This window comes from Staphylococcus sp. T93, assembly GCF_016743875.1.
GTDB classification, from domain to species: domain Bacteria; phylum Bacillota; class Bacilli; order Staphylococcales; family Staphylococcaceae; genus Staphylococcus; species Staphylococcus aureus.
Map to the genome: position 1 here is coordinate 700,572 of NZ_CP068247.1, position 26,588 is coordinate 727,159.

Genomic DNA, 26,588 nt, shown 5'->3' on the forward strand with positions numbered 1-26,588 from the left:
GTAATTGTCTTGGCAATGACAGAGCAACAAAAATTTAAAGTGCTTGCTGATCAAATTAAAATTTCAAATCAATTAGATGCTGAAATTTTAAATTCAGGTGAACTGACACGTATAGATGTTTCTAACAAAAACAGAACATGGGAATTTCATATTACATTACCACAATTCTTAGCTCATGAAGATTATTTATTATTTATAAATGCAATAGAGCAAGAGTTTAAAGATATCGCCAACGTTACATGTCGTTTTACGGTAACAAATGGCACGAATCAAGATGAACATGCAATTAAATACTTTGGGCACTGTATTGACCAAACAGCTTTATCTCCAAAAGTTAAAGGTCAATTGAAACAGAAAAAGCTTATTATGTCTGGAAAAGTATTAAAAGTAATGGTATCAAATGACATTGAACGTAATCATTTTGATAAGGCATGTAATGGAAGTCTTATCAAAGCGTTTAGAAATTGTGGTTTTGATATCGATAAAATCATATTCGAAACAAATGATAATGATCAAGAACAAAACTTAGCTTCTTTAGAAGCACATATTCAAGAAGAAGACGAACAAAGTGCACGATTGGCAACAGAGAAACTTGAAAAAATGAAAGCTGAAAAAGCGAAACAACAAGATAACAACGAAAGTGCTGTCGATAAGTGTCAAATTGGTAAGCCGATTCAAATTGAAAATATTAAACCAATTGAATCTATTATTGAGGAAGAGTTTAAAGTTGCAATAGAGGGTGTCATTTTTGATATAAACTTAAAAGAACTTAAAAGTGGTCGCCATATCGTAGAAATTAAAGTGACTGACTATACGGACTCTTTAGTTTTAAAAATGTTTACTCGTAAAAACAAAGATGATTTAGAACATTTTAAAGCGCTAAGTGTTGGTAAATGGGTTAGGGCTCAAGGTCGTATTGAAGAAGATACATTTATTAGAGATTTAGTTATGATGATGTCTGATATTGAAGAGATTAAAAAAGCGACAAAAAAAGATAAGGCTGAAGAAAAGCGTGTAGAATTCCACTTGCATACTGCAATGAGCCAAATGGATGGTATACCCAATATTGGTGCGTATGTTAAACAGGCAGCAGACTGGGGACATCCAGCCATTGCGGTTACAGACCATAATGTTGTGCAAGCATTTCCAGATGCTCACGCAGCAGCGGAAAAACATGGCATTAAAATGATATACGGTATGGAAGGTATGTTAGTTGATGATGGTGTTCCGATTGCATACAAACCACAAGATGTCGTATTAAAAGATGCTACTTATGTTGTGTTCGACGTTGAGACAACTGGTTTATCAAATCAGTATGATAAAATCATCGAGCTTGCAGCTGTGAAAGTTCATAACGGTGAAATCATCGATAAGTTTGAAAGGTTTAGTAATCCGCATGAACGATTATCGGAAACGATTATCAATTTGACGCATATTACTGATGATATGTTAGTAGATGCCCCTGAGATTGAAGAAGTACTTACAGAGTTTAAAGAATGGGTTGGCGATGCGATATTCGTAGCGCATAATGCTTCGTTTGATATGGGCTTCATCGATACGGGATATGAACGTCTTGGGTTTGGACCATCAACGAATGGTGTTATCGATACTTTAGAATTATCTCGTACGATTAATACTGAATATGGTAAACATGGTTTGAATTTCTTGGCTAAAAAATATGGCGTAGAATTAACGCAACATCACCGTGCCATTTATGATACAGAAGCAACAGCTTACATTTTCATAAAAATGGTTCAACAAATGAAAGAATTAGGCGTATTAAATCATAACGAAATCAACAAAAAACTCAGTAATGAAGATGCATATAAACGTGCAAGACCTAGTCATGTCACATTAATTGTACAAAACCAACAAGGTCTTAAAAATCTATTTAAAATTGTAAGTGCATCATTGGTGAAGTATTTCTACCGTACACCTCGAATTCCACGTTCATTGTTAGATGAATATCGTGAGGGATTATTGGTAGGTACAGCGTGTGATGAAGGTGAATTATTTACGGCAGTTATGCAGAAGGACCAGAGTCAAGTTGAAAAAATTGCCAAATATTATGATTTTATTGAAATTCAACCACCGGCACTTTATCAAGATTTAATTGATAGAGAGCTTATTAGAGATACTGAAACATTACATGAAATTTATCAACGTTTAATACATGCAGGTGACACAGCGGGTATACCTGTTATTGCGACAGGAAATGCACACTATTTGTTTGAACATGATGGTATCGCACGTAAAATTTTAATAGCATCACAACCCGGCAATCCACTTAATCGCTCAACTTTACCGGAAGCACATTTTAGAACTACAGATGAAATGTTAAACGAGTTTCATTTTTTAGGTGAAGAAAAAGCGCATGAAATTGTTGTGAAAAATACAAACGAATTAGCAGATCGAATTGAACGTGTTGTTCCTATTAAAGATGAATTATACACACCGCGTATGGAAGGTGCTAACGAAGAAATTAGAGAACTAAGTTATGCAAATGCGCGTAAACTGTATGGTGAAGACCTGCCTCAAATCGTAATTGATCGATTAGAAAAAGAATTAAAAAGTATTATCGGTAATGGATTTGCGGTAATTTACTTAATTTCGCAACGTTTAGTTAAAAAATCATTAGATGATGGATACTTAGTTGGTTCCCGTGGTTCAGTAGGTTCTAGTTTTGTAGCGACAATGACTGAGATTACTGAAGTAAACCCGTTACCGCCACACTATATTTGTCCGAACTGTAAAACGAGTGAATTTTTCAATGATGGTTCAGTAGGATCAGGATTTGATTTACCTGATAAGACGTGTGAAACTTGTGGAGCGCCACTTATTAAAGAAGGACAAGATATTCCGTTTGAAACATTTTTAGGATTTAAGGGAGATAAAGTTCCTGATATCGACTTAAACTTTAGTGGTGAATATCAACCGAATGCCCATAACTACACAAAAGTATTATTTGGTGAGGATAAAGTATTCCGTGCAGGTACAATTGGTACTGTTGCTGAAAAGACTGCTTTTGGTTATGTTAAAGGTTATTTGAATGATCAAGGTATCCACAAAAGAGGTGCTGAAATAGATCGACTCGTTAAAGGATGTACAGGTGTTAAACGTACAACTGGACAGCATCCAGGGGGTATTATTGTAGTACCTGATTACATGGATATTTATGATTTTACGCCGATACAATATCCTGCCGATGATCAAAATTCAGCATGGATGACGACACATTTTGATTTCCATTCTATTCATGATAATGTATTAAAACTTGATATACTTGGACACGATGATCCAACAATGATTCGTATGCTTCAAGATTTATCAGGAATTGATCCAAAAACAATACCTGTAGATGATAAAGAAGTTATGCAGATATTTAGTACACCTGAAAGTTTGGGTGTTACTGAAGATGAAATTTTATGTAAAACAGGTACATTTGGGGTACCAGAATTCGGTACAGGATTCGTGCGTCAAATGTTAGAAGATACAAAGCCAACAACATTTTCTGAATTAGTTCAAATCTCAGGATTATCTCATGGTACAGATGTGTGGTTAGGCAATGCTCAAGAATTAATTAAAACCGGTATATGTGATTTATCAAGTGTAATTGGTTGTCGTGATGATATCATGGTTTATTTAATGTATGCTGGTTTAGAACCATCAATGGCTTTTAAAATAATGGAGTCAGTACGTAAAGGTAAAGGTTTAACTGAAGAAATGATTGAAACGATGAAAGAAAATGAAGTGCCAGATTGGTATTTAGATTCATGTCTTAAAATTAAGTACATGTTCCCTAAAGCCCATGCAGCAGCATACGTTTTAATGGCAGTACGTATCGCATATTTCAAAGTACATCATCCACTTTATTACTATGCATCTTACTTTACAATTCGTGCGTCAGACTTTGATTTAATCACGATGATTAAAGATAAAACAAGCATTCGAAATACTGTAAAAGACATGTATTCTCGCTATATGGATCTAGGTAAAAAAGAAAAAGACGTATTAACAGTCTTGGAAATTATGAATGAAATGGCGCATCGAGGTTATCGAATGCAACCGATTAGTTTAGAAAAGAGTCAGGCGTTCGAATTTATCATTGAAGGCGATACACTTATTCCGCCGTTCATATCAGTGCCTGGGCTTGGCGAAAACGTTGCGAAACGAATTGTTGAAGCTCGTGACGATGGCCCATTTTTATCAAAAGAAGATTTAAACAAAAAAGCTGGATTATCTCAGAAAATTATTGAGTATTTAGATGAGTTAGGCTCATTACCGAATTTACCAGATAAAGCTCAACTTTCGATATTTGATATGTAAAATGAAATAATCAAGGTATTTATTTAATGCGTATGGCGTAGTCAAAGAAATACAAAATTGTTGCTGGACACAAAATTATGCCCGTATTTCTTTTCAATGTCTTACGAGTCTATTCAAATGTAATGGTGAAATAAAGGAACAAACTTTTACAAGAATCTCTGATTAATAGTGAAGTCATTTGTTTCAAGCATAAACTTATGCTATAATTAAGTTGCTTAAAAATTAGTGAACTCAGGCAGAAGAGTGGGAGATTCCCGCTCTTTTCTATTTGCCAAAAAGGGAGGCCTGTATGAGTAAAATTACAGAACAAGTAGAAGTGATTGTTAAACCAATTATGGAAGACTTGAATTTTGAACTTGTAGACGTTGAATATGTCAAAGAGGGTAGAGATCATTTTCTTAGAATCTCTATTGATAAAGAAGGTGGCGTAGATTTAAATGATTGTACGCTAGCTTCTGAAAAAATAAGTGAAGCTATGGATGCAAATGATCCTATTCCTGAAATGTATTATTTAGACGTAGCGTCACCTGGTGCAGAACGTCCAATTAAAAAAGAACAAGATTTCCAAAATGCAATAACTAAACCTGTATTTGTTTCTTTATATGTACCAATTGAAGGTGAAAAGGAATGGTTAGGCATTTTACAAGAAGTCAATAATGAAACAATTGTAGTACAAGTTAAAATCAAAGCAAGAACGAAAGATATAGAGATACCGAGAGACAAAATAGCAAAAGCACGTCACGCAGTTATGATTTAACGTGATGAGGAGGAAAAAACGTGTCAAGTAATGAATTATTATTAGCTACTGAGTATTTAGAAAAAGAAAAGAAGATTCCTAGAGCAGTATTAATTGATGCTATTGAAGCAGCTTTAATTACTGCATACAAAAAGAATTATGATAGTGCAAGAAATGTCCGTGTGGAATTAAATATGGATCAAGGTACTTTCAAAGTTATCGCTCGTAAAGATGTTGTTGAAGAAGTATTTGACGACAGAGATGAAGTGGATTTAAGTACAGCGCTTGTTAAAAACCCTGCATATGAAATTGGTGATATATACGAAGAAGATGTAACACCTAAAGATTTTGGTCGTGTAGGTGCTCAAGCAGCGAAACAAGCAGTAATGCAACGTCTTCGTGATGCTGAACGTGAAATTTTATTTGAAGAATTTATAGACAAAGAAGAAGACATACTTACTGGAATTATTGACCGTGTTGACCATCGTTATGTATATGTGAATTTAGGTCGTATCGAAGCTGTTTTATCTGAAGCAGAAAGAAGTCCTAACGAAAAATATATTCCTAACGAACGTATCAAAGTATATGTTAACAAAGTGGAACAAACGACAAAAGGTCCTCAAATCTATGTTTCTCGTAGCCATCCAGGTTTATTAAAACGTTTATTTGAACAAGAAGTTCCAGAAATTTACGATGGTACTGTAATTGTTAAATCAGTAGCACGTGAAGCTGGCGATCGCTCTAAAATTAGTGTCTTCTCTGAAAACAATGATATAGATGCTGTTGGTGCATGTGTTGGTGCTAAAGGCGCACGTGTTGAAGCTGTTGTTGAAGAGCTAGGTGGTGAAAAAATCGACATCGTTCAATGGAATGAAGATCCAAAAGTATTTGTAAAAAATGCTTTAAGCCCTTCTCAAGTTTTAGAAGTTATTGTTGATGAAACAAATCAATCTACAGTAGTTGTTGTTCCTGATTATCAATTGTCATTAGCGATTGGTAAAAGAGGACAAAACGCACGTCTAGCTGCTAAATTAACCGGCTGGAAAATTGATATTAAATCAGAAACAGATGCGCGTGAAGCGGGTATCTATCCAGTAGTTGAAGCTGAAAAAGTAACTGAAGAAGATGTTGCTTTAGAAGATGCTGACACAACAGAATCAACCGAAGAGGTAAATGATGTTTCAGTTGAAACAAATGTAGAGAAAGAATCTGAATAATAGGTTGGAGTGAAGTATCTATGAAAAAGAAAAAAATTCCGATGCGAAAATGTATTCTTTCAAATGAAATGCATCCCAAAAAAGATATGATTCGTGTTGTTGTTAATAAAGAAGGCGAAATCTTTGCGGATGTTACTGGAAAGAAACAAGGCCGTGGCGCATATGTTTCTAAAGATGTTGCTATGGTTGAAAAAGCACAACAAAAAGAAATTTTAGAAAAATATTTTAAAGCATCTAAAGAGCAATTGGATCCTGTTTACAAAGAAATTATTAGATTAATTTATAGAGAAGAGATCCCAAAATGAGTATAGATCAAATATTAAACTTTTTAGGATTAGCAATGAGAGCTGGTAAAGTAAAAACAGGTGAATCAGTCATTGTTAATGAGATTAAAAAAGGAAATTTGAAGCTCGTTATTGTTGCAAATGATGCGTCTGATAATACAGCTAAATTAATTACAGATAAATGTAAGAGTTACAAAGTTCCATTCAGAAAGTTTGGAAATCGAAATGAATTGGGAATAGCACTTGGAAAAGGTGAGCGTGTTAATGTAGGGATTACTGACCCAGGCTTTGCTAAAAAGTTGCTATCAATGATAGATGAATATCATAAGGAGTGATTATATGAGTAAACAAAGAATTTACGAATATGCGAAAGAATTAAATCTAAAGAGTAAAGAGATTATAGATGAGTTAAAAAGCATGAATATTGAGGTTTCAAATCATATGCAAGCTTTGGAAGATGACCAAATTAAAGCATTAGATAAAAAGTTCAAAAAAGAACAAAAGAACGACAATAAACAAAGCACTCAAAATAATCACCAAAAATCAAACAATCAAAACCAAAATAAAGGGCAACAAAAAGATAACAAAAAGAATCAACAACAAAATAATAAAGGCAACAAAGGCAATAAAAAGAATAATAGAAATAATAAGAAAAATAACAAGAATAATAAACCACAAAATCAACCAGCTGCTCCAAAAGAAATACCATCAAAAGTGACATATCAAGAAGGTATTACAGTAGGCGAATTTGCGGATAAATTAAATGTTGAATCATCAGAAATTATCAAAAAATTATTCTTACTTGGTATTGTTGCTAATATCAATCAATCATTAAATCAAGAAACAATCGAATTAATTGCCGATGATTATGGCGTTGAGGTTGAAGAAGAAGTTGTGATTAATGAAGAAGACTTATCAATCTATTTCGAAGACGAAAAAGATGATCCAGAGGCAATTGAGAGACCAGCAGTTGTAACAATTATGGGACATGTTGACCATGGTAAAACGACTTTATTAGATTCAATTCGTCATACAAAAGTTACAGCAGGTGAAGCAGGCGGAATCACTCAACATATTGGTGCATATCAAATTGAAAACGATGGCAAAAAAATCACTTTCTTAGATACACCGGGACATGCTGCATTTACAACGATGCGTGCGCGTGGTGCACAAGTAACAGATATTACTATTTTAGTAGTAGCAGCTGACGATGGTGTTATGCCACAAACAATTGAAGCAATTAACCATGCTAAAGAAGCAGAAGTACCAATTATTGTTGCAGTAAATAAAATTGATAAACCAACTTCAAATCCTGATCGAGTTATGCAAGAATTAACTGAATATGGTTTAATTCCTGAAGATTGGGGCGGCGAAACAATTTTCGTTCCACTTTCTGCATTAAGTGGTGATGGTATCGACGATTTATTAGAAATGATAGGATTAGTTGCAGAAGTTCAAGAACTTAAAGCAAATCCTAAAAACCGTGCTGTTGGTACAGTTATCGAAGCTGAATTAGATAAATCACGTGGTCCTTCTGCATCATTATTAGTACAAAACGGTACATTAAATGTTGGTGATGCGATTGTAGTTGGTAATACTTACGGCCGTATCCGTGCAATGGTTAATGACTTAGGTCAAAGAATCAAAACGGCTGGTCCATCAACGCCTGTTGAAATTACAGGTATTAATGATGTGCCACAAGCTGGGGATCGCTTTGTTGTATTTAGTGATGAAAAACAAGCTCGTCGTATTGGTGAATCAAGACACGAAGCTAGCATTATACAACAACGTCAAGAAAGTAAAAATGTTTCATTAGATAACCTGTTTGAACAAATGAAACAAGGTGAAATGAAAGATTTAAACGTTATTATTAAAGGTGATGTTCAAGGTTCTGTTGAAGCTTTAGCTGCATCATTAATGAAAATTGATGTTGAAGGCGTAAATGTTCGTATCATTCATACAGCGGTTGGTGCAATTAATGAGTCAGACGTGACACTTGCTAATGCCTCAAATGGTATTATCATTGGTTTCAATGTTCGTCCAGACAGTGGTGCAAAACGTGCTGCAGAAGCTGAAAATGTTGATATGCGTTTACACAGAGTTATTTATAATGTTATCGAAGAAATTGAATCAGCGATGAAAGGTTTACTTGATCCAGAATTTGAAGAACAAGTTATCGGACAAGCTGAAGTTCGTCAAACATTCAAAGTTTCTAAAGTTGGTACTATTGCTGGATGTTATGTTACTGAAGGTAAAATTACGCGAAATGCTGGTGTACGTATTATTCGTGATGGTATTGTTCAATATGAAGGCGAATTAGATACACTTAAACGTTTCAAAGATGATGCTAAGGAAGTTGCAAAAGGTTATGAATGTGGTATTACAATTGAAAACTACAATGACCTTAAAGAAGGCGATGTTATCGAAGCATTTGAAATGGTTGAAATTAAGCGTTAATTAAATAAATTACAAGCTAAAAGTATAGTTAAGATTGATATGCTCCCTATAAATATTGCACTTTTTAAGTGTCTACTTTATAGGGAGCATATTTGATACTAGCTTTTGGTTTTTTATTAGAATAGATTACCTATTAAAAGTTACGTTATATGGACATGATTTTGTATAAAATTTTGTGGTGGCCTAGAATGATTTTTAATGACAAAATATAATGTCGACTATTATTGGAAAATTTTCTGTTGAAATGCCTATCTTACGGCAAACTTTATTTGATTTTATAGGCTTAATTTATTAAAATAACGTGTGAGCTAAAATAATTGTTTAAGCATTGTTACACTAAAAAATGCAAATAACAATTGAACTTAAAGATAAAGAGGTGACAAGAATGAGCAGTATGAGAGCAGAGCGTGTTGGTGAACAAATGAAGAAGGAATTAATGGATATCATCAACAATAAAGTCAAAGATCCTCGAGTTGGTTTTATTACAATTACAGATGTTGTTTTAACAAATGATTTATCGCAGGCTAAAGTATTTTTAACTGTATTAGGTAACGATAAAGAAGTAGAAAATACATTTAAAGCACTTGATAAAGCAAAAGGCTTCATTAAGTCTGAATTAGGTTCTAGAATGCGATTACGTATTATGCCGGAATTAATGTATGAATATGATCAATCAATCGAATATGGTAATAAAATTGAACGAATGATTCAAGATTTACACAAACAAGATAGATAATTTAGTGTTAGGTATCTGGAAAATGTTTGATAATTTCTTAATATCGGTATATTAACATTAAACAGTTAATACATAGATGTGTAGAAATAGTTAACATTTTCCAGTTTTTTTATGAATAAATTTAGTTGATACGCTATTAAAATATATTTTAAAAAAGAAGGTGACTATATGTATAATGGGATATTACCAGTATATAAAGAGCGCGGTTTAACAAGTCATGACGTTGTATTCAAATTGCGTAAAATATTAAAAACTAAAAAAATAGGTCACACGGGTACGCTTGATCCCGAAGTTGCAGGCGTGTTACCGGTATGTATAGGTAATGCAACGAGAGTTAGTGATTATGTTATGGATATGGGCAAAGCTTATGAAGCAACTGTATCGATAGGAAGAAGTACAACGACTGAAGATCAAACGGGTGATACATTGGAAACAAAAGGTGTACACTCAGCAGATTTTAATAAGGACGATATTGACCGATTGTTAGAAAGTTTTAAAGGTATCATTGAACAAATTCCGCCGATGTACTCATCCGTCAAAGTAAATGGTAAAAAATTATATGAATATGCGCGTAATAATGAAACAGTTGAAAGACCAAAGCGTAAAGTTAATATTAAAGACATTGGGCGTATATCTGAATTAGATTTTAAAGAAAATGAGTGTCATTTTAAAATACGCGTCATCTGTGGTAAAGGTACATATATTAGAACGCTAGCAACTGATATTGGTGTGAAATTAGGCTTTCCGGCACATATGTCGAAATTAACACGAATCGAGTCTGGTGGATTTGTGTTGAAAGATAGCCTTACATTAGAACAAATAAAAGAACTTCATGAGCAGGATTCATTGCAAAATAAATTGTTTCCTTTAGAATATGGATTAAAGGGTTTGCCAAGCATTAAAATTAAAGATTCGCACATAAAAAAACGTATTTTAAATGGGCAGAAATTTAATAAAAATGAATTTGATAACAAAATTAAAGACCAAATTGTATTTATTGATGATGATTCAGAAAAAGTATTAGCAATTTATATGGTACACCCTACAAAAGAATCAGAAATTAAACCTAAAAAAGTCTTTAATTAAAGGAGATAGAATTTATGAAAGTCATAGAAGTGACACATCCTATACAATCTAAACAGTATATTACAGAGGATGTTGCAATGGCATTCGGATTTTTCGATGGCATGCATAAAGGTCATGACAAAGTCTTTGATATATTAAACGAAATAGCTGAGGCACGCAGTTTAAAAAAAGCGGTGATGACATTTGATCCGCATCCGTCTGTCGTGTTGAATCCTAAAAGAAAACGAACAACGTATTTAACGCCACTTTCAGATAAAATCGAAAAAATTAGCCAACATGATATTGATTATTGTATAGTGGTTAATTTTTCATCTAGGTTTGCTAATGTGAGCGTAGAAGATTTTGTTGAAAATTATATAATTAAAAATAATGTAAAAGAAGTCATTGCTGGTTTTGATTTTACTTTTGGTAAATTTGGAAAAGGTAATATGACTGTACTTCAAGAATATGATGCGTTTAATACGACAATTGTGAGTAAACAAGAAATTGAAAATGAAAAAATTTCTACAACTTCTATTCGTCAAGATTTAATCAATGGTGAGTTGCAAAAAGCGAATGATGCTTTAGGCTATATATATTCTATTAAAGGCACTGTAGTGCAAGGTGAAAAAAGGGGAAGAACTATTGGCTTCCCAACAGCTAACATTCAACCTAGTGATGATTATTTGTTACCTCGTAAAGGTGTTTATGCTGTTAGTATTGAAATCGGCACTGAAAATAAATTATATCGAGGGGTAGCTAACATAGGTGTAAAGCCAACATTTCATGATCCTAACAAAGCAGAAGTTGTCATCGAAGTGAATATCTTTGACTTTGAGGATAATATTTATGGTGAACGAGTGACCGTGAATTGGCATCATTTCTTACGTCCTGAGATTAAATTTGATGGTATCGACCCATTAGTTAAACAAATGAACGATGATAAATCGCGTGCTAAATATTTATTAGCAGTTGATTTTGGTGATGAAGTAGCTTATAATATCTAGAGTTGCGTATAGTTATATAAACAATCTATACCACACCTTTTTCTTAGTAGGTCGAATCTCCAACGCCTAACTCGGATTAAGGAGTATTCAAACATTTTAAGGAGGAAATTGATTATGGCAATTTCACAAGAACGTAAAAACGAAATCATTAAAGAATACCGTGTACACGAAACTGATACTGGTTCACCAGAAGTACAAATCGCTGTACTTACTGCAGAAATCAACGCAGTAAACGAACACTTACGTACACACAAAAAAGACCACCATTCACGTCGTGGATTATTAAAAATGGTAGGTCGTCGTAGACATTTATTAAACTACTTACGTAGTAAAGATATTCAACGTTACCGTGAATTAATTAAATCACTTGGTATCCGTCGTTAATCTTAATATAACGTCTTTGAGGTTGGGGCATATTTATGTTCCAACCTTAATTTATATTAAAAAAGCTTTTTACAAATATTAACATTTATTATATGTTAAGCTAATATTGAGTGAATAATAAGGTTACAATGAGATAAAGATGATATAAGTACACCTAGAGTAATAATCAAGATATTAAAAATAAAGTATGTTTTTTTAAAAAATATAACTTATATTTATACTGATAAGGGTGGGACGATAAGTCTATTTTGTAAATAATAGATGGATATCCCGCTCTCTTTTTTTCCAATTCAATATTTTATAACTAATATTAAAATACGATAATAAATGATATGATATAACTATTAGATTCAAGAGAGGAGATTTATAATGTCTCAAGAAAAGAAAGTTTTTAAAACTGAATGGGCAGGAAGATCTTTAACGATTGAAACAGGGCAATTAGCTAAACAAGCAAATGGCGCTGTATTGGTTCGTTATGGAGATACAGTCGTGTTATCGACGGCAACTGCATCAAAAGAACCTCGTGATGGAGATTTCTTCCCATTAACAGTGAACTATGAAGAAAAAATGTACGCTGCGGGTAAAATTCCTGGTGGATTTAAAAAGAGAGAAGGACGTCCTGGTGACGATGCAACATTAACTGCGCGATTAATTGATAGACCAATTAGACCTTTATTCCCTAAAGGATATAAGCATGATGTTCAAATTATGAACATGGTATTAAGTGCAGATCCTGATTGTTCACCACAAATGGCTGCAATGATTGGTTCATCTATGGCGCTTAGTGTGTCGGATATTCCATTCCAAGGGCCAATCGCCGGTGTAAATGTGGGTTATATTGACGGTAAATATATCATTAACCCAACAGTAGAAGAAAAAGAAGTTTCTCGTTTAGACCTTGAAGTAGCTGGTCATAAAGATGCGGTAAACATGGTAGAGGCAGGCGCTAGTGAGATTACTGAACAAGAAATGTTAGAGGCGATTTTCTTTGGTCATGAAGAGATTCAACGTTTAGTTGATTTCCAACAACAAATCGTCGACCACATTCAACCTGTTAAACAAGAATTTATTCCAGCAGAGCGTGATGAAGCGCTAGTTGAACGTGTAAAATCTTTAACCGAAGAAAAAGGACTTAAAGAAACAGTTTTAACATTTGATAAACAACAACGAGATGAAAATCTTGATAACTTAAAAGAAGAAATCGTCAATGAATTTATCGATGAAGAAGATCCAGAGAATGAATTACTTATTAAAGAAGTTTATGCAATTTTAAATGAATTAGTGAAAGAAGAAGTTCGACGTTTAATTGCAGATGAAAAAATTAGACCAGACGGCCGTAAACCTGATGAAATCCGTCCATTAGATTCTGAAGTTGGTATTTTACCTAGAACGCATGGTTCAGGTCTATTTACACGTGGTCAGACTCAAGCACTTTCAGTTTTAACATTAGGTGCTTTAGGCGATTATCAATTAATTGATGGTTTAGGACCTGAAGAAGAAAAAAGATTCATGCATCATTACAACTTCCCGAATTTTTCAGTAGGTGAAACTGGTCCAGTACGTGCGCCAGGTCGTCGTGAAATTGGACATGGTGCGTTAGGTGAAAGAGCATTAAAATATATTATTCCTGATACTGCTGATTTCCCATATACAATTCGTATTGTAAGTGAGGTACTTGAATCAAATGGTTCATCATCTCAAGCGTCAATTTGTGGATCAACATTAGCATTAATGGATGCGGGCGTACCGATTAAAGCACCAGTTGCTGGTATTGCTATGGGCCTTGTTACACGTGAAGATAGCTATACGATTTTAACTGATATCCAAGGTATGGAAGATGCATTAGGTGATATGGACTTTAAAGTCGCTGGTACTAAAGAAGGTATTACAGCAATCCAAATGGATATTAAAATTGACGGTTTAACGCGTGAAATTATCGAAGAGGCTCTAGAACAAGCGAGACGTGGTCGTTTAGAAATAATGAATCATATGTTACAAACAATTGATCAACCACGTACTGAATTAAGTGCTTACGCGCCAAAAGTTGTAACTATGACAATTAAACCAGATAAGATTAGAGATGTTATCGGACCTGGTGGTAAAAAAATTAACGAAATTATTGATGAAACAGGTGTTAAATTAGATATTGAACAAGATGGTACTATCTTTATTGGTGCTGTTGATCAAGCTATGATAAATCGTGCTCGTGAAATCATTGAGGAAATTACACGTGAAGCGGAAGTAGGTCAAACTTATCAAGCCACTGTTAAACGTATTGAAAAATACGGTGCGTTTGTAGGCCTATTCCCAGGTAAAGATGCGTTGCTTCACATTTCACAAATTTCAAAAAATAGAATTGAAAAAGTGGAAGATGTATTAAAAATCGGTGACACAATTGAAGTTAAGATTACTGAAATTGATAAACAAGGTCGAGTAAATGCTTCACATAGAGCATTAGAAGAATAATATTTAAAGTCATATGACGACAATGTATCGTCATGTGATTTTTTTATGCCACTTTTTACGAAGTGACCCGTTTTGAATTTGTTGTATTGAACATTTTAAAACGCTTTATTATTTTGTGTGCAACTGTTAATTATCCTGTATGTATAGTGATTAATAGTGTACATCAAGTGTTTTTTAACTTATAATGAATAGTGAGTTTATATATGGACGGGTAACAAATTTAGGAGGTAAGATTTTGAGTTTAATAAAGAAAAAGAATAAAGATATTCGCATTATACCATTAGGCGGTGTTGGCGAAATTGCTAAAAATATGTATATCGTTGAAGTAGACGATGAAATGTTTATGTTAGATGCTGGACTTATGTTTCCAGAAGACGAAATGCTAGGTATTGATATTGTTATACCAGACATTTCATACGTACTTGAAAATAAAGATAAATTGAAGGGTATATTCCTTACACACGGACATGAGCACGCGATTGGTGCAGTGAGTTATGTTTTAGAACAATTAGATGCACCAGTATATGGATCTAAATTGACAATAGCGTTAATTAAAGAAAATATGAAAGCCCGTAATATTGATAAAAAAGTTCGCTACTATACAGTTAATAATGATTCAATTATGAGATTCAAAAACGTGAATATTAGTTTCTTTAATACGACACACAGTATTCCTGATAGTTTAGGTGTTTGTATTCACACTTCATATGGTGCCATTGTGTATACAGGTGAATTTAAGTTTGACCAAAGTTTACATGGACATTATGCACCAGATATTAAACGTATGGCAGAGATTGGTGAAGAAGGCGTATTTGTCTTAATCAGTGATTCTACTGAGGCAGAGAAACCTGGATATAATACTCCGGAAAATGTGATTGAACATCATATGTATGATGCTTTTGCAAAAGTGCGAGGTCGCTTGATAGTTTCATGTTATGCTTCGAACTTTATACGTATTCAGCAAGTTTTAAATATTGCTAGCAAGCTAAATCGTAAAGTGTCATTTTTAGGAAGATCACTTGAAAGTTCATTTAATATTGCTCGTAAAATGGGGTATTTCGACATTCCTAAAGATTTGCTAATTCCTATAACAGAAGTTGATAATTATCCTAAAAATGAAGTGATAATTATAGCTACTGGTATGCAAGGAGAACCTGTAGAAGCCTTAAGTCAAATGGCGCAACATAAGCATAAAATTATGAATATCGAAGAAGGCGATTCTGTATTTTTAGCAATTACGGCTTCTGCTAATATGGAAGTTATCATTGCGAATACATTAAATGAGCTTGTACGTGCTGGCGCACATATTATTCCAAATAACAAAAAGATTCATGCTTCAAGTCATGGTTGCATGGAAGAATTAAAAATGATGATTAATATTATGAAACCTGAATACTTTATTCCTGTACAAGGTGAATTTAAAATGCAGATAGCACATGCGAAGCTAGCAGCTGAAGCAGGTGTTGCACCAGAAAAGATTTTCCTTGTGGAAAAAGGAGATGTCATTAATTACAACGGTAAAGATATGATATTAAATGAAAAGGTAAATTCAGGAAATATTTTAATAGATGGCATTGGTATTGGGGATGTAGGAAATATCGTGTTGAGAGACCGTCATCTTTTAGCAGAAGATGGTATCTTTATTGCTGTTGTAACGTTAGATCCTAAAAATAGACGTATAGCTGCGGGACCTGAAATTCAATCTCGTGGGTTTGTATATGTACGTGAAAGTGAAGACTTATTACGTGAAGCAGAAGAGAAAGTACGTGAAATAGTAGAGGCTGGTTTACAAGAAAAACGCATAGAATGGTCTGAAATTAAACAAAATATGCGTGATCAAATTAGTAAACTATTATTCGAAAGTACAAAACGTCGTCCTATGATTATTCCAGTAATTTCTGAAATTTAATCAAAAAGTCATTAACATAAAAGAGGTCAGAACAAGTCACTGAAATATAATGGTTGTCATGGACAATTTACTTATATTTTATGATAGTCAATTGAAGGGGTAACGATTAATCTGTTATCTTAAGTAAATTGATACATAGATGATATTGTTCTAACCTCTTTCATCGTCTGTTTGGACTACATATTCTAAACATCAAATAGGAAATTATATATAATAACGTCGTTTTAACTAAGGCAACATAAGGAGGTGCGTCAATTGGCACAAGCAAAAAAGAAATCGACAGCTAAGAAAAAAACAACATCAAAAAAAAGAACAAATTCGAGGAAAAAGAAGAATGATAATCCGATACGTTATGTCATAGCTATTTTAGTAGTTGTATTAATGGTGTTGGGTGTTTTCCAATTAGGAATAATAGGTCGTCTAATTGACAGCTTCTTTAATTATTTATTTGGGTACAGTAGATATTTAACATATATTTTAGTACTCTTAGCAACTGGTTTTATTACATACTCTAAACGTATTCCTAAAACTAGACGAACGGCTGGTTCGATTGTATTGCAAATTGCATTGCTATTTGTATCACAGTTAGTTTTTCATTTTAATAGTGGTATCAAAGCTGAAAGAGAACCTGTACTTTCTTATGTGTATCAGTCATACCAACACAGTCATTTCCCAAATTTTGGTGGCGGTGTATTAGGCTTTTATTTATTAGAGTTAAGCGTACCTTTAATTTCATTATTTGGTGTATGTATTATTACTATTTTATTATTATGCTCAAGTGTTATTTTATTAACAAACCATCAACATCGTGAAGTTGCAAAAGTTGCACTGGAAAATATAAAAGCTTGGTTTGGTTCATTTAATGAAAAAATGTCGGAAAGAAACCAAGAAAAACAATTGAAGCGTGAAGAAAAAGCAAGACTTAAAGAAGAACAAAAGGCACGTCAAAATGAACAGCCACAAATAAAAGATGTGAGTGATTTTACGGAAGTGCCTCAAGAAAGAGATATTCCAATTTATGGGCATACTGAAAATGAAAGTAAAAGCCAGAGTCAACCAAGTCGAAAAAAACGAGTGTTTGATGCAGAGAATAGTTCGAATAACATCGTAAATCATCATCAAGCAGATCAGCAAGAACAATTAACAGAACAAACTCATAACAGTGTTGAAAGTGAAAACACTATTGAAGAAGCTGGTGAAGTTACGAATGTATCGTATGTTGTTCCACCGTTAACTTTACTTAATCAACCTGCAAAACAAAAAGCAACATCTAAAGCTGAAGTGCAACGTAAAGGACAAGTACTAGAGAATACATTAAAAGATTTTGGGGTAAATGCAAAAGTGACACAAATTAAAATTGGTCCTGCAGTAACTCAATATGAAATTCAACCAGCTCAAGGGGTTAAAGTGAGTAAAATTGTAAACTTGCATAATGATATTGCATTAGCTTTAGCAGCAAAAGATGTTAGAATCGAAGCGCCAATACCTGGTCGTTCTGCAGTAGGTATTGAAGTGCCAAATGAGAAAATTTCATTAGTTTCACTAAAAGAAGTTTTAGATGAAAAATTCCCGTCTAATAATAAACTAGAAGTTGGATTAGGAAGAGATATATCAGGTGATCCAATTACTGTTCCACTAAATGAAATGCCACACTTATTGGTGGCAGGATCGACGGGTAGTGGTAAATCTGTTTGTATAAATGGTATTATTACAAGTATTTTATTAAATGCTAAGCCGCATGAAGTTAAACTTATGTTAATCGATCCGAAAATGGTTGAACTAAATGTTTATAACGGAATTCCACACTTATTAATTCCGGTTGTTACAAATCCTCATAAAGCTGCTCAAGCTTTAGAAAAAATTGTAGCTGAGATGGAAAGACGTTATGATTTATTCCAACATTCATCAACTAGAAACATTAAAGGTTATAACGAATTAATCCGTAAGCAAAATCAAGAATTAGATGAGAAGCAACCAGAATTACCTTATATCGTTGTTATTGTAGATGAGCTTGCAGATTTAATGATGGTAGCTGGTAAAGAAGTTGAAAATGCGATTCAACGTATTACACAAATGGCACGTGCAGCAGGTATACATTTAATTGTAGCGACACAAAGACCTTCTGTGGATGTAATTACAGGTATCATTAAAAATAATATTCCATCTAGAATAGCTTTTGCTGTGAGTTCTCAAACAGATTCAAGAACTATTATTGGTACTGGCGGCGCAGAAAAGTTACTTGGTAAAGGTGACATGTTATACGTTGGAAATGGTGACTCATCACAAACACGTATTCAAGGGGCGTTTTTAAGTGACCAAGAGGTGCAAGATGTTGTAAATTATGTAGTAGAACAACAACAGGCAAATTATGTAAAAGAAATGGAACCAGATGCACCAGTGGATAAATCGGAAATGAAAAGTGAAGATGCTTTATATGATGAAGCGTATTTGTTTGTTGTTGAACAACAAAAGGCAAGTACATCATTGTTACAACGCCAATTTAGAATTGGTTATAATAGAGCATCTAGGTTGATGGATGATTTAGAACGCAATCAGGTAATCGGTCCACAAAAAGGAAGCAAGCCTAGACAAGTTTTAATAGATCTTAATAATGACGAGGTGTAAAAAAATGTCAGAAATGAATGCGGTATATAACGTTAAACAATACATTTTAAATTTGATTAAGCAAAATAAATTGGAATATGGTGACCAACTTCCAAGTAATTTATCAATTGCCAGAGAATTAAATGTAAAAACCGACGATGTTTATGAAGCAATTCAGGCATTGATTACTGAACAAGTCATTAAAGATAATTTTGAAGAGGGCACAAGTGTTAAGTCACTGCCCCCTTTCTTTTATCCATTGAATGAACTTATAAGTATTGGGCAAATGATTAAAAATGCAGGATTTGAATGCGGAACTGAATACTTAAATTTTGATGAGCAACCAGCAACTATGTTAGATGCAAATTTGTTGAGCGTTGAAGAAGGATATCCAGTAACCATTATAGAACGATTACGAACTGCCGATGGAGAACCGGTCGTCTATTGTTTAGATAAAATTGCTAAAAAAGAATTAACATGTACAGAGTATCAAATGAGCAATGGATCGATTCTAAGTGCGATAAAAGAACAAAGTAATCATAATATTTGTTATGCTGATACAGAAATTGAAGCGGTAAATTATGAACCTCGAATATCCGAAGTACTGAATGCTTCGCCACACGAAGGTTTGATTTTATTAAAAATTACGCACTATAATGAATCAGATGAACCTATTTTGTATTCATTAAATTATATGAAAAATAGCTTAGTTCAATTTAAAATCACTAGAAAAATATAGATGTAAGAAGATATAGAGGAGGCTATATATTTGAGTAGACAATCTCAACCAAATATACATATCAAAGTTTCACCAACAACTAAATTTAAAACAACTACTATAGTTTTTAAATTTATGGCACCTTTAGAATATGACACAATAACAGCTAGATCATTATTAAGCAAATTATTAGTTCGAGCAACTAAGAAATGGCCAACCGATAAGTCGTTTAATAATCACTTAGCCGATTTATATGGTGCGTATGTGAATAGTACAATTTCAAAATTCAAAGATCAGCATGTCATTACATTTTCATTAGAAATTGTTAATGAACGTTATTTAAGAAACGGTGAATCATTATTTAATCAAGGATTAGATTTATTACAAGAAATCATTTGGAATCCATTAATTGAAAATAAAGCATTCAATGATAATTTTGTTAACCAAGAGAAAACATTATTAGCCAAAAAAATAGAAGCAATGGTAGATAATAAAGCACAATATTCGTTTTTAAAATTACTCGACCATATGTTTGAAAATGAAGCATATAAATACTTATCTACAGGACAACTAGAACAAATCCCACATATTACTGCTGAAACACTATATCATACATATCAATCAATGATTAATAATGATCAATGTTCTGTTTATGTTGTCGGCAATGTAGAACCTGAAAGTGTTGAGAAACAAATACGTGAAAAATTTGCACTTAAACCATTCGATAAACATCAATTCCAACATTCTACTCATCATTTACACGATGAAGAAGTTGATTATATTGTTGAATATGATGACGTGGATCAAGCTAAATTAAATATGGGATACCGTTTTCCAACACAATATGGACAAAGTGGATATGCTGCCTTTGTTGTATTTAACATGATGTTTGGAGGAGATCCTTCATCTGTTTTATTTAATGAAGTGCGAGAAAAGCAAAGTTTAGCGTACTCTATACATTCACAAATTGATGGCAAAAATGGCTATTTATTTGTTTTGAGTGGGGTTTCAAGTGATAAGTACGAAACTGCAAAAGACACTATTATAAGTGAATTTGAAAAAATAAAAGCAGGAGATTTCACTGAAGAAAAATTAGAGTTAGCTAAAAAAGTAATCATTTCTCATCGATATGAATCTGAAGATCGTCCGAAAAGTATTATAGAGATTATGCATAACCAAATATTATTAGAGCAACCACAAAGCAAAGAAACATTTATAAATGATATACAGAAGGTAAGTCGCGAAGATATTGTTTCTGTTGCTGAAAAAGCATTTTTAGATACAATCTATGTGTTGACAAAAGGAGGGGATAAATAATGAAAGAGCGTTATTATGAATTAATAGACGAAAGAGTATTCGAACAAGAATTAGAAAATGGTTTACGATTATTTATTATCCCCAAACCAGGTTTTCAAAAGACATTTGTCACTTACACTACACAATTTGGTTCATTAGATAATCAATTCAAACCCCTTGGACAAGACCAATTTGTTACTGTACCTGATGGAGTTGCTCACTTTTTAGAACATAAATTATTTGAAAAAGAAGAAGAAGACTTATTTACTGCGTTTGCTGAAGATAACGCACAAGCAAATGCGTTTACAAGCTTTGATCGTACAAGCTACTTGTTCAGTGCAACTGATAATATTGAAAACAACATTAAACGTTTACTTACAATGGTTGAAACGCCTTATTTTACAAAAGAAACTGTTGATAAAGAAAAAGGTATTATTGCAGAAGAAATAAAAATGTATCAAGAGCAACCTGGATATAAATTAATGTTTAATACATTGCGTGCAATGTATCAACAACATCCAATACGTGTTGATATTGCCGGTAGTGTAGAAAGTATATACGATATTACAAAAGATGATTTGTATCTATGTTATGAAACGTTTTATCATCCATCAAATATGGTTTTATTTGTTGTTGGCGATGTGGATCCTGAAGCAATATGTCGAATAGTAAAACAACACGAGGATGCTCGTAATAAAGTTAACCAACCCAAAATCGAACGAGGACTTGTTGATGAACCGGAGGATGTTAAAGAAGCATTTGTTACTGAATCTATGAAAATTCAATCACCAAGACTAATGCTTGGTTTTAAAAATAAACCATTACAAGAAGCGCCTCAAAAATATGTACAACGTGATTTAGAAATGTCATTATTCTTTGAGTTAATTTTTGGGGAAGAAACAGATTTTTATCAGAATTTATTAAACGAAGGACTTATCGATGATACATTTGGTTATCAATTTGTACTAGAGCCGACGTATAGTTTTTCAATCGTGACAAGTGCTACTGAAGAACCAGATAAATTAAAAAAATTATTATTAGATGAGTTGCGTGATAAAAAAGGCAATTTCCAAGATGCAGAAGCATTTGAACTTTTGAAAAAGCAATTTATAGGTGAATTCATATCAAGTTTAAACTCACCTGAATATATTGCTAATCAATATACTAAATTGTATTTTGAAGGTGTTAGCGTGTTTGACATGTTAGACATTGTTGAAAATATCACGTTAGATAGTATTAACGAAACGTCATCGTTATATTTAAATTTAGATCAGCAAGTCGATAGTCGTTTGGAGATTAAAAAGTAATGAAAGCATTAGTATTAGGTGGTTCTGGTTCAATTGGTTCTGAGATAGTCAAACAATTATTAACTGATGGATTTGAAGTTTATGTGCAATATTATCGTACTGATATAAATGAATTAACTAGCAAATTTAATGATGATAAAGTTCGTTTTATACAAGCGGATTTATCTCAAACAATTGATATTGACAAAACATTTGGTGACATTAAATCATTAGACTGTTTAATATATGCAAGTGGTCAGTCTTTATATGGTGTTTTACAAGATATGAAAGACCATGATATTGATGCATGTTATCAGTTAAATGTCTTGCAATTAATTCGATTATGTAGATATTTCGTTGATGTTTTACGTCAAAGTGCCAATGGAAGAATTATTGTAATTTCATCAATTTGGGGTGAGACAGGAGCTAGTATGGAAACTATTTATTCGGCGATGAAAAGTGCACAATTAGGTTTCGTTAAGGCGCTTAGTCAAGAGCTTGCACTAACATCAGTGACAGTAAATGCTATCGCACCTGGATTTGTAGCCGGTAATATGGCAAGTGAGTGGCAAGAAGATGAACTTCAAGCAATGATAACTGAATTACCACAACAGCGATTGGTTTTACCGAGTGAGGTTGCTCATACATGCGCCTATTTATATCACCCAAATGCTAGAAGTGTTACTGGAACTATACAGAAAGTTAATGGTGCTTGGTATATTTAAAATATAGAACTATTTTTATGAGCAAATGTTTTTATGATTGATGTTATAATATGAATATTACAATGAATCATAATTTGTTAATTAAACAAGGGGTGAGGTTCACCATGACAGTTGCAGAGAAAAAAGAATGGTACCTAGAATACGAAATTGAAATTAATAGACCGGGTCTTTTAGGTGATGTATCTAGTTTATTAGGTATGTTAGGTATAAGTATTGTTACAATTAATGGTGTTGATCAAGGTAAACGAGGCCTTTTAATTAAAACAGACAATCTTGAAAAAGTTGAACGTTTTGAGCAAATAGCTCGTGGTATAAATGAAATTGAAATAACAAAGCTTAAAAAACCAGAATTAAGAGACCGTCTTGCAGTAAGACATGGAAGATATATTGAGCAAGATGCAAAAGATAAGAAAACCTTTCGATTTGAGCGTGAAGATTTAGGCTTGTTAGTAGACTTTTTAGCTGAATTGTTCAAAGAAGAAGGTCATAAGTTGATTGGCATTAGAGGTATGCCACGGGTTGGTAAAACTGAATCAATTGTTGCGGGAAGTGTTTGTGCACATAAGAGATGGTTATTTATTAGTTCTACTTTAATAAAACAAACTGTACGTAGCTCTCTAATTAAAGGGGAATATGATGCCAATCATGTATACATTATTGATGGTGCAGTTACTGCCAGAGAATCTAATCCAAAACATCAAGAGCTTGTTAACGAAGTTATGACGTTACCATCAATCAAAGTCGTTGAACATCCAGATTTATTTGTTGAAACAAGTACTTGTACAATGGAAGATTTTGACTATATTATCGAATTGAGAGAAAATGAAAATCAAGAAATACATTACGAAGAAATGAAGAAACAGACAGTCCAAAGTAAGAATAATTTAGATTTTGGAGATCCGTTTGGTGGTGGTTTTGGTTTCTTCGAGTAAGTGTAAGGAGGCTATGAATTGAAAACGGTCGGTGAAGCGCTAAAAGGTAGACGTGAAAGGTTAGGAATGACTTTAACAGAATTAGAGCAACGTACTGGAATTAAACGTGAAATGCTAGTGCATATTGAAAATAATGAATTCGATCAACTACCGAATAAAAATTACAGCGAAGGATTTATTAGAAAATATGCAAGCGTAGTAAATATTGAACCTAACCAATTAATTCAAGCTCATCAAGATGAAATTCCATCGAACCAAGCCGAATGGGACGAAGTAATTACAGTTTTCAATAATAATAAAGACTTAGATTATAAGAGTAAATCAAAAGAGCCAATACAATTATTAGTAATCATGGGTATTACAGTTTTAATAACTTTATTGTTATGGATCATGTTAGTTTTAATATTTTAACAGAAATAAATTAGTGAGAAATGAGGATGTATAATGAATATTCCGAACCAGATTACGGTTTTTAGAGTAGTGTTAATACCAGTTTTTATATTGTTTGCGTTAGTTGATTTTGGATTTGGCAATGTGTCATTTCTAGGAGGATATGAAATAAGAATTGAGTTATTAATCAGTGGTTTTATTTTTATATTGGCTTCCCTTAGCGATTTTGTTGATGGTTATTTAGCTAGAAAATGGAATTTAGTTACAAATATGGGGAAATTTTTGGATCCATTAGCGGATAAATTATTAGTTGCAAGTGCTTTAATTGTACTTGTGCAACTAGGACTAACAAATTCTGTAGTAGCAATCATTATTATTGCCAGAGAATTTGCCGTAACTGGTTTACGTTTACTACAAATTGAACAAGGATTCGTAAGTGCAGCTGGTCAATTAGGTAAAATTAAAACAGCAGTTACTATGGTAGCAATTACTTGGTTGTTATTAGGTGATCCATTGGCAACATTGATTGGTTTGTCATTAGGACAAATTTTATTATACATTGGCGTTATTTTTACTATCTTATCTGGTATTGAATACTTTTATAAAGGTAGAGATGTTTTTAAACAAAAATAAATATTTGTTTATACTAGATTTCATTTTCATATGGAATCTAGTTTTTTTAATCCCAATTTTAGAAATTAGCCACGCAATTGTTTATAATGATATATTGTAAAACAATATTTGTTCATTTTTTTAGGGAAAATCTGTAGTAGCATCTGATACATTGAATCTAAAATTGATGTGAATTTTTAAATGAAATACATGAAAAAATGAATTAAACGATACAAGGGGGATATAAATGTCAATTGCCATTATTGCTGTAGGCTCAGAACTATTGCTAGGTCAAATCGCTAATACCAACGGACAATTTCTATCTAAAGTATTTAATGAAATTGGACAAAATGTATTAGAACATAAAGTTATTGGAGATAATAAAAAACGTTTAGAATCAAGTGTACGTCATGCGCTAGAAAAATATGATACTGTTATTTTAACAGGTGGCTTAGGTCCTACGAAAGATGACTTAACGAAGCATACAGTGGCCCAGATTGTTGGTAAAGATTTAGTTATTGATGAGCCTTCTTTAAAATATATTGAAAGCTATTTTGAGGAACAAGGACAAGAAATGACACCTAATAATAAACAACAGGCTTTAGTAATTGAAGGTTCAACTGTATTAACAAATCATCATGGCATGGCTCCAGGAATGATGGTGAATTTTGAAAACAAACAAATTATTTTATTACCAGGTCCACCGAAAGAAATGCAACCAATGGTGAAAAATGAATTGTTGTCACATTTTATAAACCATAATCGAATTATACATTCTGAACTATTAAGATTTGCGGGAATAGGTGAATCTAAAGTAGAAACAATATTAATAGATCTTATCGATAAACAGACTAATCCTACGATTGCGCCTTTGGCGGGAAGTCATGAAGTATATATTAGATTGACTGCAAATGCCGACTCAAAAGAACAAGCACAATCATTGATTCAACCTGTTAAACAAGAAATTCTTGATCGTATTGGAGAATATTATTATGGTTCAGATGACACATTAATTGAGCAAGCTGTAATAAAGAAAATTCATGAACCTTTTGTAATATATGATGGTATTACTAATGGTGCTTTATATCATCGATTGAAAGAAGTGGATTTAAACGATGTTCTAAAGGGTATGATTAATCACAATGAAAACTTTGTTGATATTAATAAACCTATTGAGCAGCAATTAAAAGATGCAGTGCAATTTGTTAATAAATTGTTTAATGTGTCATCAGCAATTATTCTATTAGAGTATGATGGTGTAGTTCATATAGGCTATGATAATAACTTTGAATTTAAAACTGAGCAATTTAAAATGTCTAAATCTAGAAATTTATTAAAGAACAGAAGTCAAAATTATGCGCTCATAAGATTATTAAATTGGCTTAGAACAACAAATTAATTGTATTATCGATAAAAATATAAGCACGTTTGTTCGTTT

At 32.9% G+C, this 26,588-nt stretch carries 21 protein-coding genes; all 21 read left to right on the forward strand.

Annotation, left to right across the window (positions count from 1 at the left end; genetic code table 11):
- The first annotated feature begins 15 nt into the window (after positions 1–15).
- Positions 16–4,326 carry a PolC-type DNA polymerase III gene (locus tag JG553_RS03430; protein ID WP_001820550.1) on the forward strand — a complete coding sequence of 1,437 codons (4,311 nt, stop codon included), beginning with the start codon at positions 16–18 and terminating at the stop codon, positions 4,324–4,326.
- A 289-nt stretch (positions 4,327–4,615) separates the two neighbouring features.
- Positions 4,616–5,083, forward strand: coding sequence for a ribosome maturation factor RimP (gene rimP, locus JG553_RS03435; RefSeq protein ID WP_000036631.1), 468 nt, complete (start codon positions 4,616–4,618; stop codon positions 5,081–5,083).
- Between the two features lie 20 nt (positions 5,084–5,103).
- Complete coding sequence (nusA, locus tag JG553_RS03440) at positions 5,104–6,279, forward strand: transcription termination factor NusA (protein WP_000097462.1); 1,176 nt, start codon at positions 5,104–5,106, stop codon at positions 6,277–6,279.
- Between the two features lie 20 nt (positions 6,280–6,299).
- Complete coding sequence (rnpM, locus tag JG553_RS03445) at positions 6,300–6,584, forward strand: RNase P modulator RnpM (RefSeq protein WP_000727423.1); 285 nt, start codon at positions 6,300–6,302, stop codon at positions 6,582–6,584.
- Complete coding sequence (locus JG553_RS03450; RefSeq protein WP_000020853.1) at positions 6,581–6,898, forward strand: YlxQ family RNA-binding protein; 318 nt, start codon at positions 6,581–6,583, stop codon at positions 6,896–6,898. Before rnpM ends, JG553_RS03450 begins: the two co-directional genes overlap by 4 nt.
- Positions 6,899–6,902: 4 nt before the next feature.
- Positions 6,903–9,020: a translation initiation factor IF-2 gene (infB, locus tag JG553_RS03455; protein WP_000043634.1), complete on the forward strand. Its 2,118-nt coding sequence runs from the start codon at positions 6,903–6,905 to the stop codon at positions 9,018–9,020.
- A gap of 385 nt (positions 9,021–9,405) precedes the next feature.
- On the forward strand, positions 9,406–9,756 hold the full coding sequence (gene rbfA / locus JG553_RS03460; protein WP_000097322.1) for a 30S ribosome-binding factor RbfA: 351 nt from the start codon (positions 9,406–9,408) through the stop codon (positions 9,754–9,756).
- Between the two features lie 168 nt (positions 9,757–9,924).
- Positions 9,925–10,842, forward strand: coding sequence for a tRNA pseudouridine(55) synthase TruB (gene truB, locus JG553_RS03465; RefSeq protein ID WP_000282305.1), 918 nt, complete (start codon positions 9,925–9,927; stop codon positions 10,840–10,842).
- A 14-nt stretch (positions 10,843–10,856) separates the two neighbouring features.
- Positions 10,857–11,828 (forward strand): riboflavin biosynthesis protein RibF, encoded by a 972-nt coding sequence (ribF, locus tag JG553_RS03470; protein WP_000864185.1) that lies wholly within the window; start codon positions 10,857–10,859, stop codon positions 11,826–11,828.
- Positions 11,829–11,942: 114 nt separating this feature from the next.
- Positions 11,943–12,212 (forward strand): 30S ribosomal protein S15, encoded by a 270-nt coding sequence (gene rpsO / locus JG553_RS03475; protein WP_001018328.1) that lies wholly within the window; start codon positions 11,943–11,945, stop codon positions 12,210–12,212.
- Positions 12,213–12,581: 369 nt separating this feature from the next.
- On the forward strand, positions 12,582–14,678 hold the full coding sequence (gene pnp, locus JG553_RS03480; RefSeq protein ID WP_000076690.1) for a polyribonucleotide nucleotidyltransferase: 2,097 nt from the start codon (positions 12,582–12,584) through the stop codon (positions 14,676–14,678).
- Positions 14,679–14,913: 235 nt separating this feature from the next.
- Positions 14,914–16,587, forward strand: a complete 1,674-nt coding sequence (rnjB, locus tag JG553_RS03485) for a ribonuclease J2 (protein WP_000052590.1) — start codon at positions 14,914–14,916, stop codon at positions 16,585–16,587.
- A gap of 255 nt (positions 16,588–16,842) precedes the next feature.
- On the forward strand, positions 16,843–19,212 hold the full coding sequence (locus JG553_RS03490) for an FtsK/SpoIIIE family DNA translocase (protein WP_000035767.1): 2,370 nt from the start codon (positions 16,843–16,845) through the stop codon (positions 19,210–19,212).
- A gap of 4 nt (positions 19,213–19,216) precedes the next feature.
- Positions 19,217–19,930: a GntR family transcriptional regulator gene (locus tag JG553_RS03495; RefSeq protein WP_001293307.1), complete on the forward strand. Its 714-nt coding sequence runs from the start codon at positions 19,217–19,219 to the stop codon at positions 19,928–19,930.
- A 30-nt stretch (positions 19,931–19,960) separates the two neighbouring features.
- On the forward strand, positions 19,961–21,226 hold the full coding sequence (gene yfmF, locus JG553_RS03500; protein WP_000089941.1) for an EF-P 5-aminopentanol modification-associated protein YfmF: 1,266 nt from the start codon (positions 19,961–19,963) through the stop codon (positions 21,224–21,226).
- Positions 21,226–22,512, forward strand: coding sequence for an EF-P 5-aminopentanol modification-associated protein YfmH (gene yfmH, locus JG553_RS03505; protein ID WP_000664766.1), 1,287 nt, complete (start codon positions 21,226–21,228; stop codon positions 22,510–22,512). The genes yfmF and yfmH overlap by 1 nt, the downstream gene beginning before the upstream one ends.
- The gene (gene ymfI / locus JG553_RS03510; RefSeq protein WP_000646227.1) at positions 22,512–23,216 is read left to right on the forward strand and encodes an elongation factor P 5-aminopentanone reductase; all 705 of its coding nucleotides are present in this window, start codon (positions 22,512–22,514) and stop codon (positions 23,214–23,216) included. The genes yfmH and ymfI overlap by 1 nt, the downstream gene beginning before the upstream one ends.
- Positions 23,217–23,320: 104 nt before the next feature.
- Positions 23,321–24,148, forward strand: a complete 828-nt coding sequence (locus tag JG553_RS03515; protein WP_000214890.1) for a YmfK family protein — start codon at positions 23,321–23,323, stop codon at positions 24,146–24,148.
- Between the two features lie 18 nt (positions 24,149–24,166).
- The gene (locus JG553_RS03520) at positions 24,167–24,559 is read left to right on the forward strand and encodes a helix-turn-helix domain-containing protein (RefSeq protein ID WP_000859443.1); all 393 of its coding nucleotides are present in this window, start codon (positions 24,167–24,169) and stop codon (positions 24,557–24,559) included.
- Positions 24,560–24,592: 33 nt separating this feature from the next.
- Positions 24,593–25,171, forward strand: a complete 579-nt coding sequence (gene pgsA / locus JG553_RS03525) for a CDP-diacylglycerol--glycerol-3-phosphate 3-phosphatidyltransferase (RefSeq protein WP_001025093.1) — start codon at positions 24,593–24,595, stop codon at positions 25,169–25,171.
- Positions 25,172–25,397: 226 nt separating this feature from the next.
- Positions 25,398–26,549, forward strand: a complete 1,152-nt coding sequence (locus JG553_RS03530) for a CinA family nicotinamide mononucleotide deamidase-related protein (protein WP_000020361.1) — start codon at positions 25,398–25,400, stop codon at positions 26,547–26,549.
- Positions 26,550–26,588: the final 39 nt, after the last annotated feature.

Coding starts and splice junctions, on each gene's coding strand:
- pnp (WP_000076690.1), top strand. CDS start 12,582: ATGTCTCAAGAAAAGAAAGTTTTTAAAACTGAATGGGCAGGAAGATCT.
- JG553_RS03515 (WP_000214890.1), top strand. CDS start 23,321: ATGACAGTTGCAGAGAAAAAAGAATGGTACCTAGAATACGAAATTGAA.
- truB (WP_000282305.1), top strand. CDS start 9,925: ATGTATAATGGGATATTACCAGTATATAAAGAGCGCGGTTTAACAAGT.
- JG553_RS03450 (WP_000020853.1), top strand. CDS start 6,581: ATGAGTATAGATCAAATATTAAACTTTTTAGGATTAGCAATGAGAGCT.
- pgsA (WP_001025093.1), top strand. CDS start 24,593: ATGAATATTCCGAACCAGATTACGGTTTTTAGAGTAGTGTTAATACCA.
- ribF (WP_000864185.1), top strand. CDS start 10,857: ATGAAAGTCATAGAAGTGACACATCCTATACAATCTAAACAGTATATT.
- rimP (WP_000036631.1), top strand. CDS start 4,616: ATGAGTAAAATTACAGAACAAGTAGAAGTGATTGTTAAACCAATTATG.
- infB (WP_000043634.1), top strand. CDS start 6,903: ATGAGTAAACAAAGAATTTACGAATATGCGAAAGAATTAAATCTAAAG.
- JG553_RS03495 (WP_001293307.1), top strand. CDS start 19,217: ATGTCAGAAATGAATGCGGTATATAACGTTAAACAATACATTTTAAAT.
- rpsO (WP_001018328.1), top strand. CDS start 11,943: ATGGCAATTTCACAAGAACGTAAAAACGAAATCATTAAAGAATACCGT.
- rnpM (WP_000727423.1), top strand. CDS start 6,300: ATGAAAAAGAAAAAAATTCCGATGCGAAAATGTATTCTTTCAAATGAA.
- JG553_RS03530 (WP_000020361.1), top strand. CDS start 25,398: ATGTCAATTGCCATTATTGCTGTAGGCTCAGAACTATTGCTAGGTCAA.
- rbfA (WP_000097322.1), top strand. CDS start 9,406: ATGAGCAGTATGAGAGCAGAGCGTGTTGGTGAACAAATGAAGAAGGAA.
- yfmH (WP_000664766.1), top strand. CDS start 21,226: ATGAAAGAGCGTTATTATGAATTAATAGACGAAAGAGTATTCGAACAA.
- ymfI (WP_000646227.1), top strand. CDS start 22,512: ATGAAAGCATTAGTATTAGGTGGTTCTGGTTCAATTGGTTCTGAGATA.
- JG553_RS03430 (WP_001820550.1), top strand. CDS start 16: ATGACAGAGCAACAAAAATTTAAAGTGCTTGCTGATCAAATTAAAATT.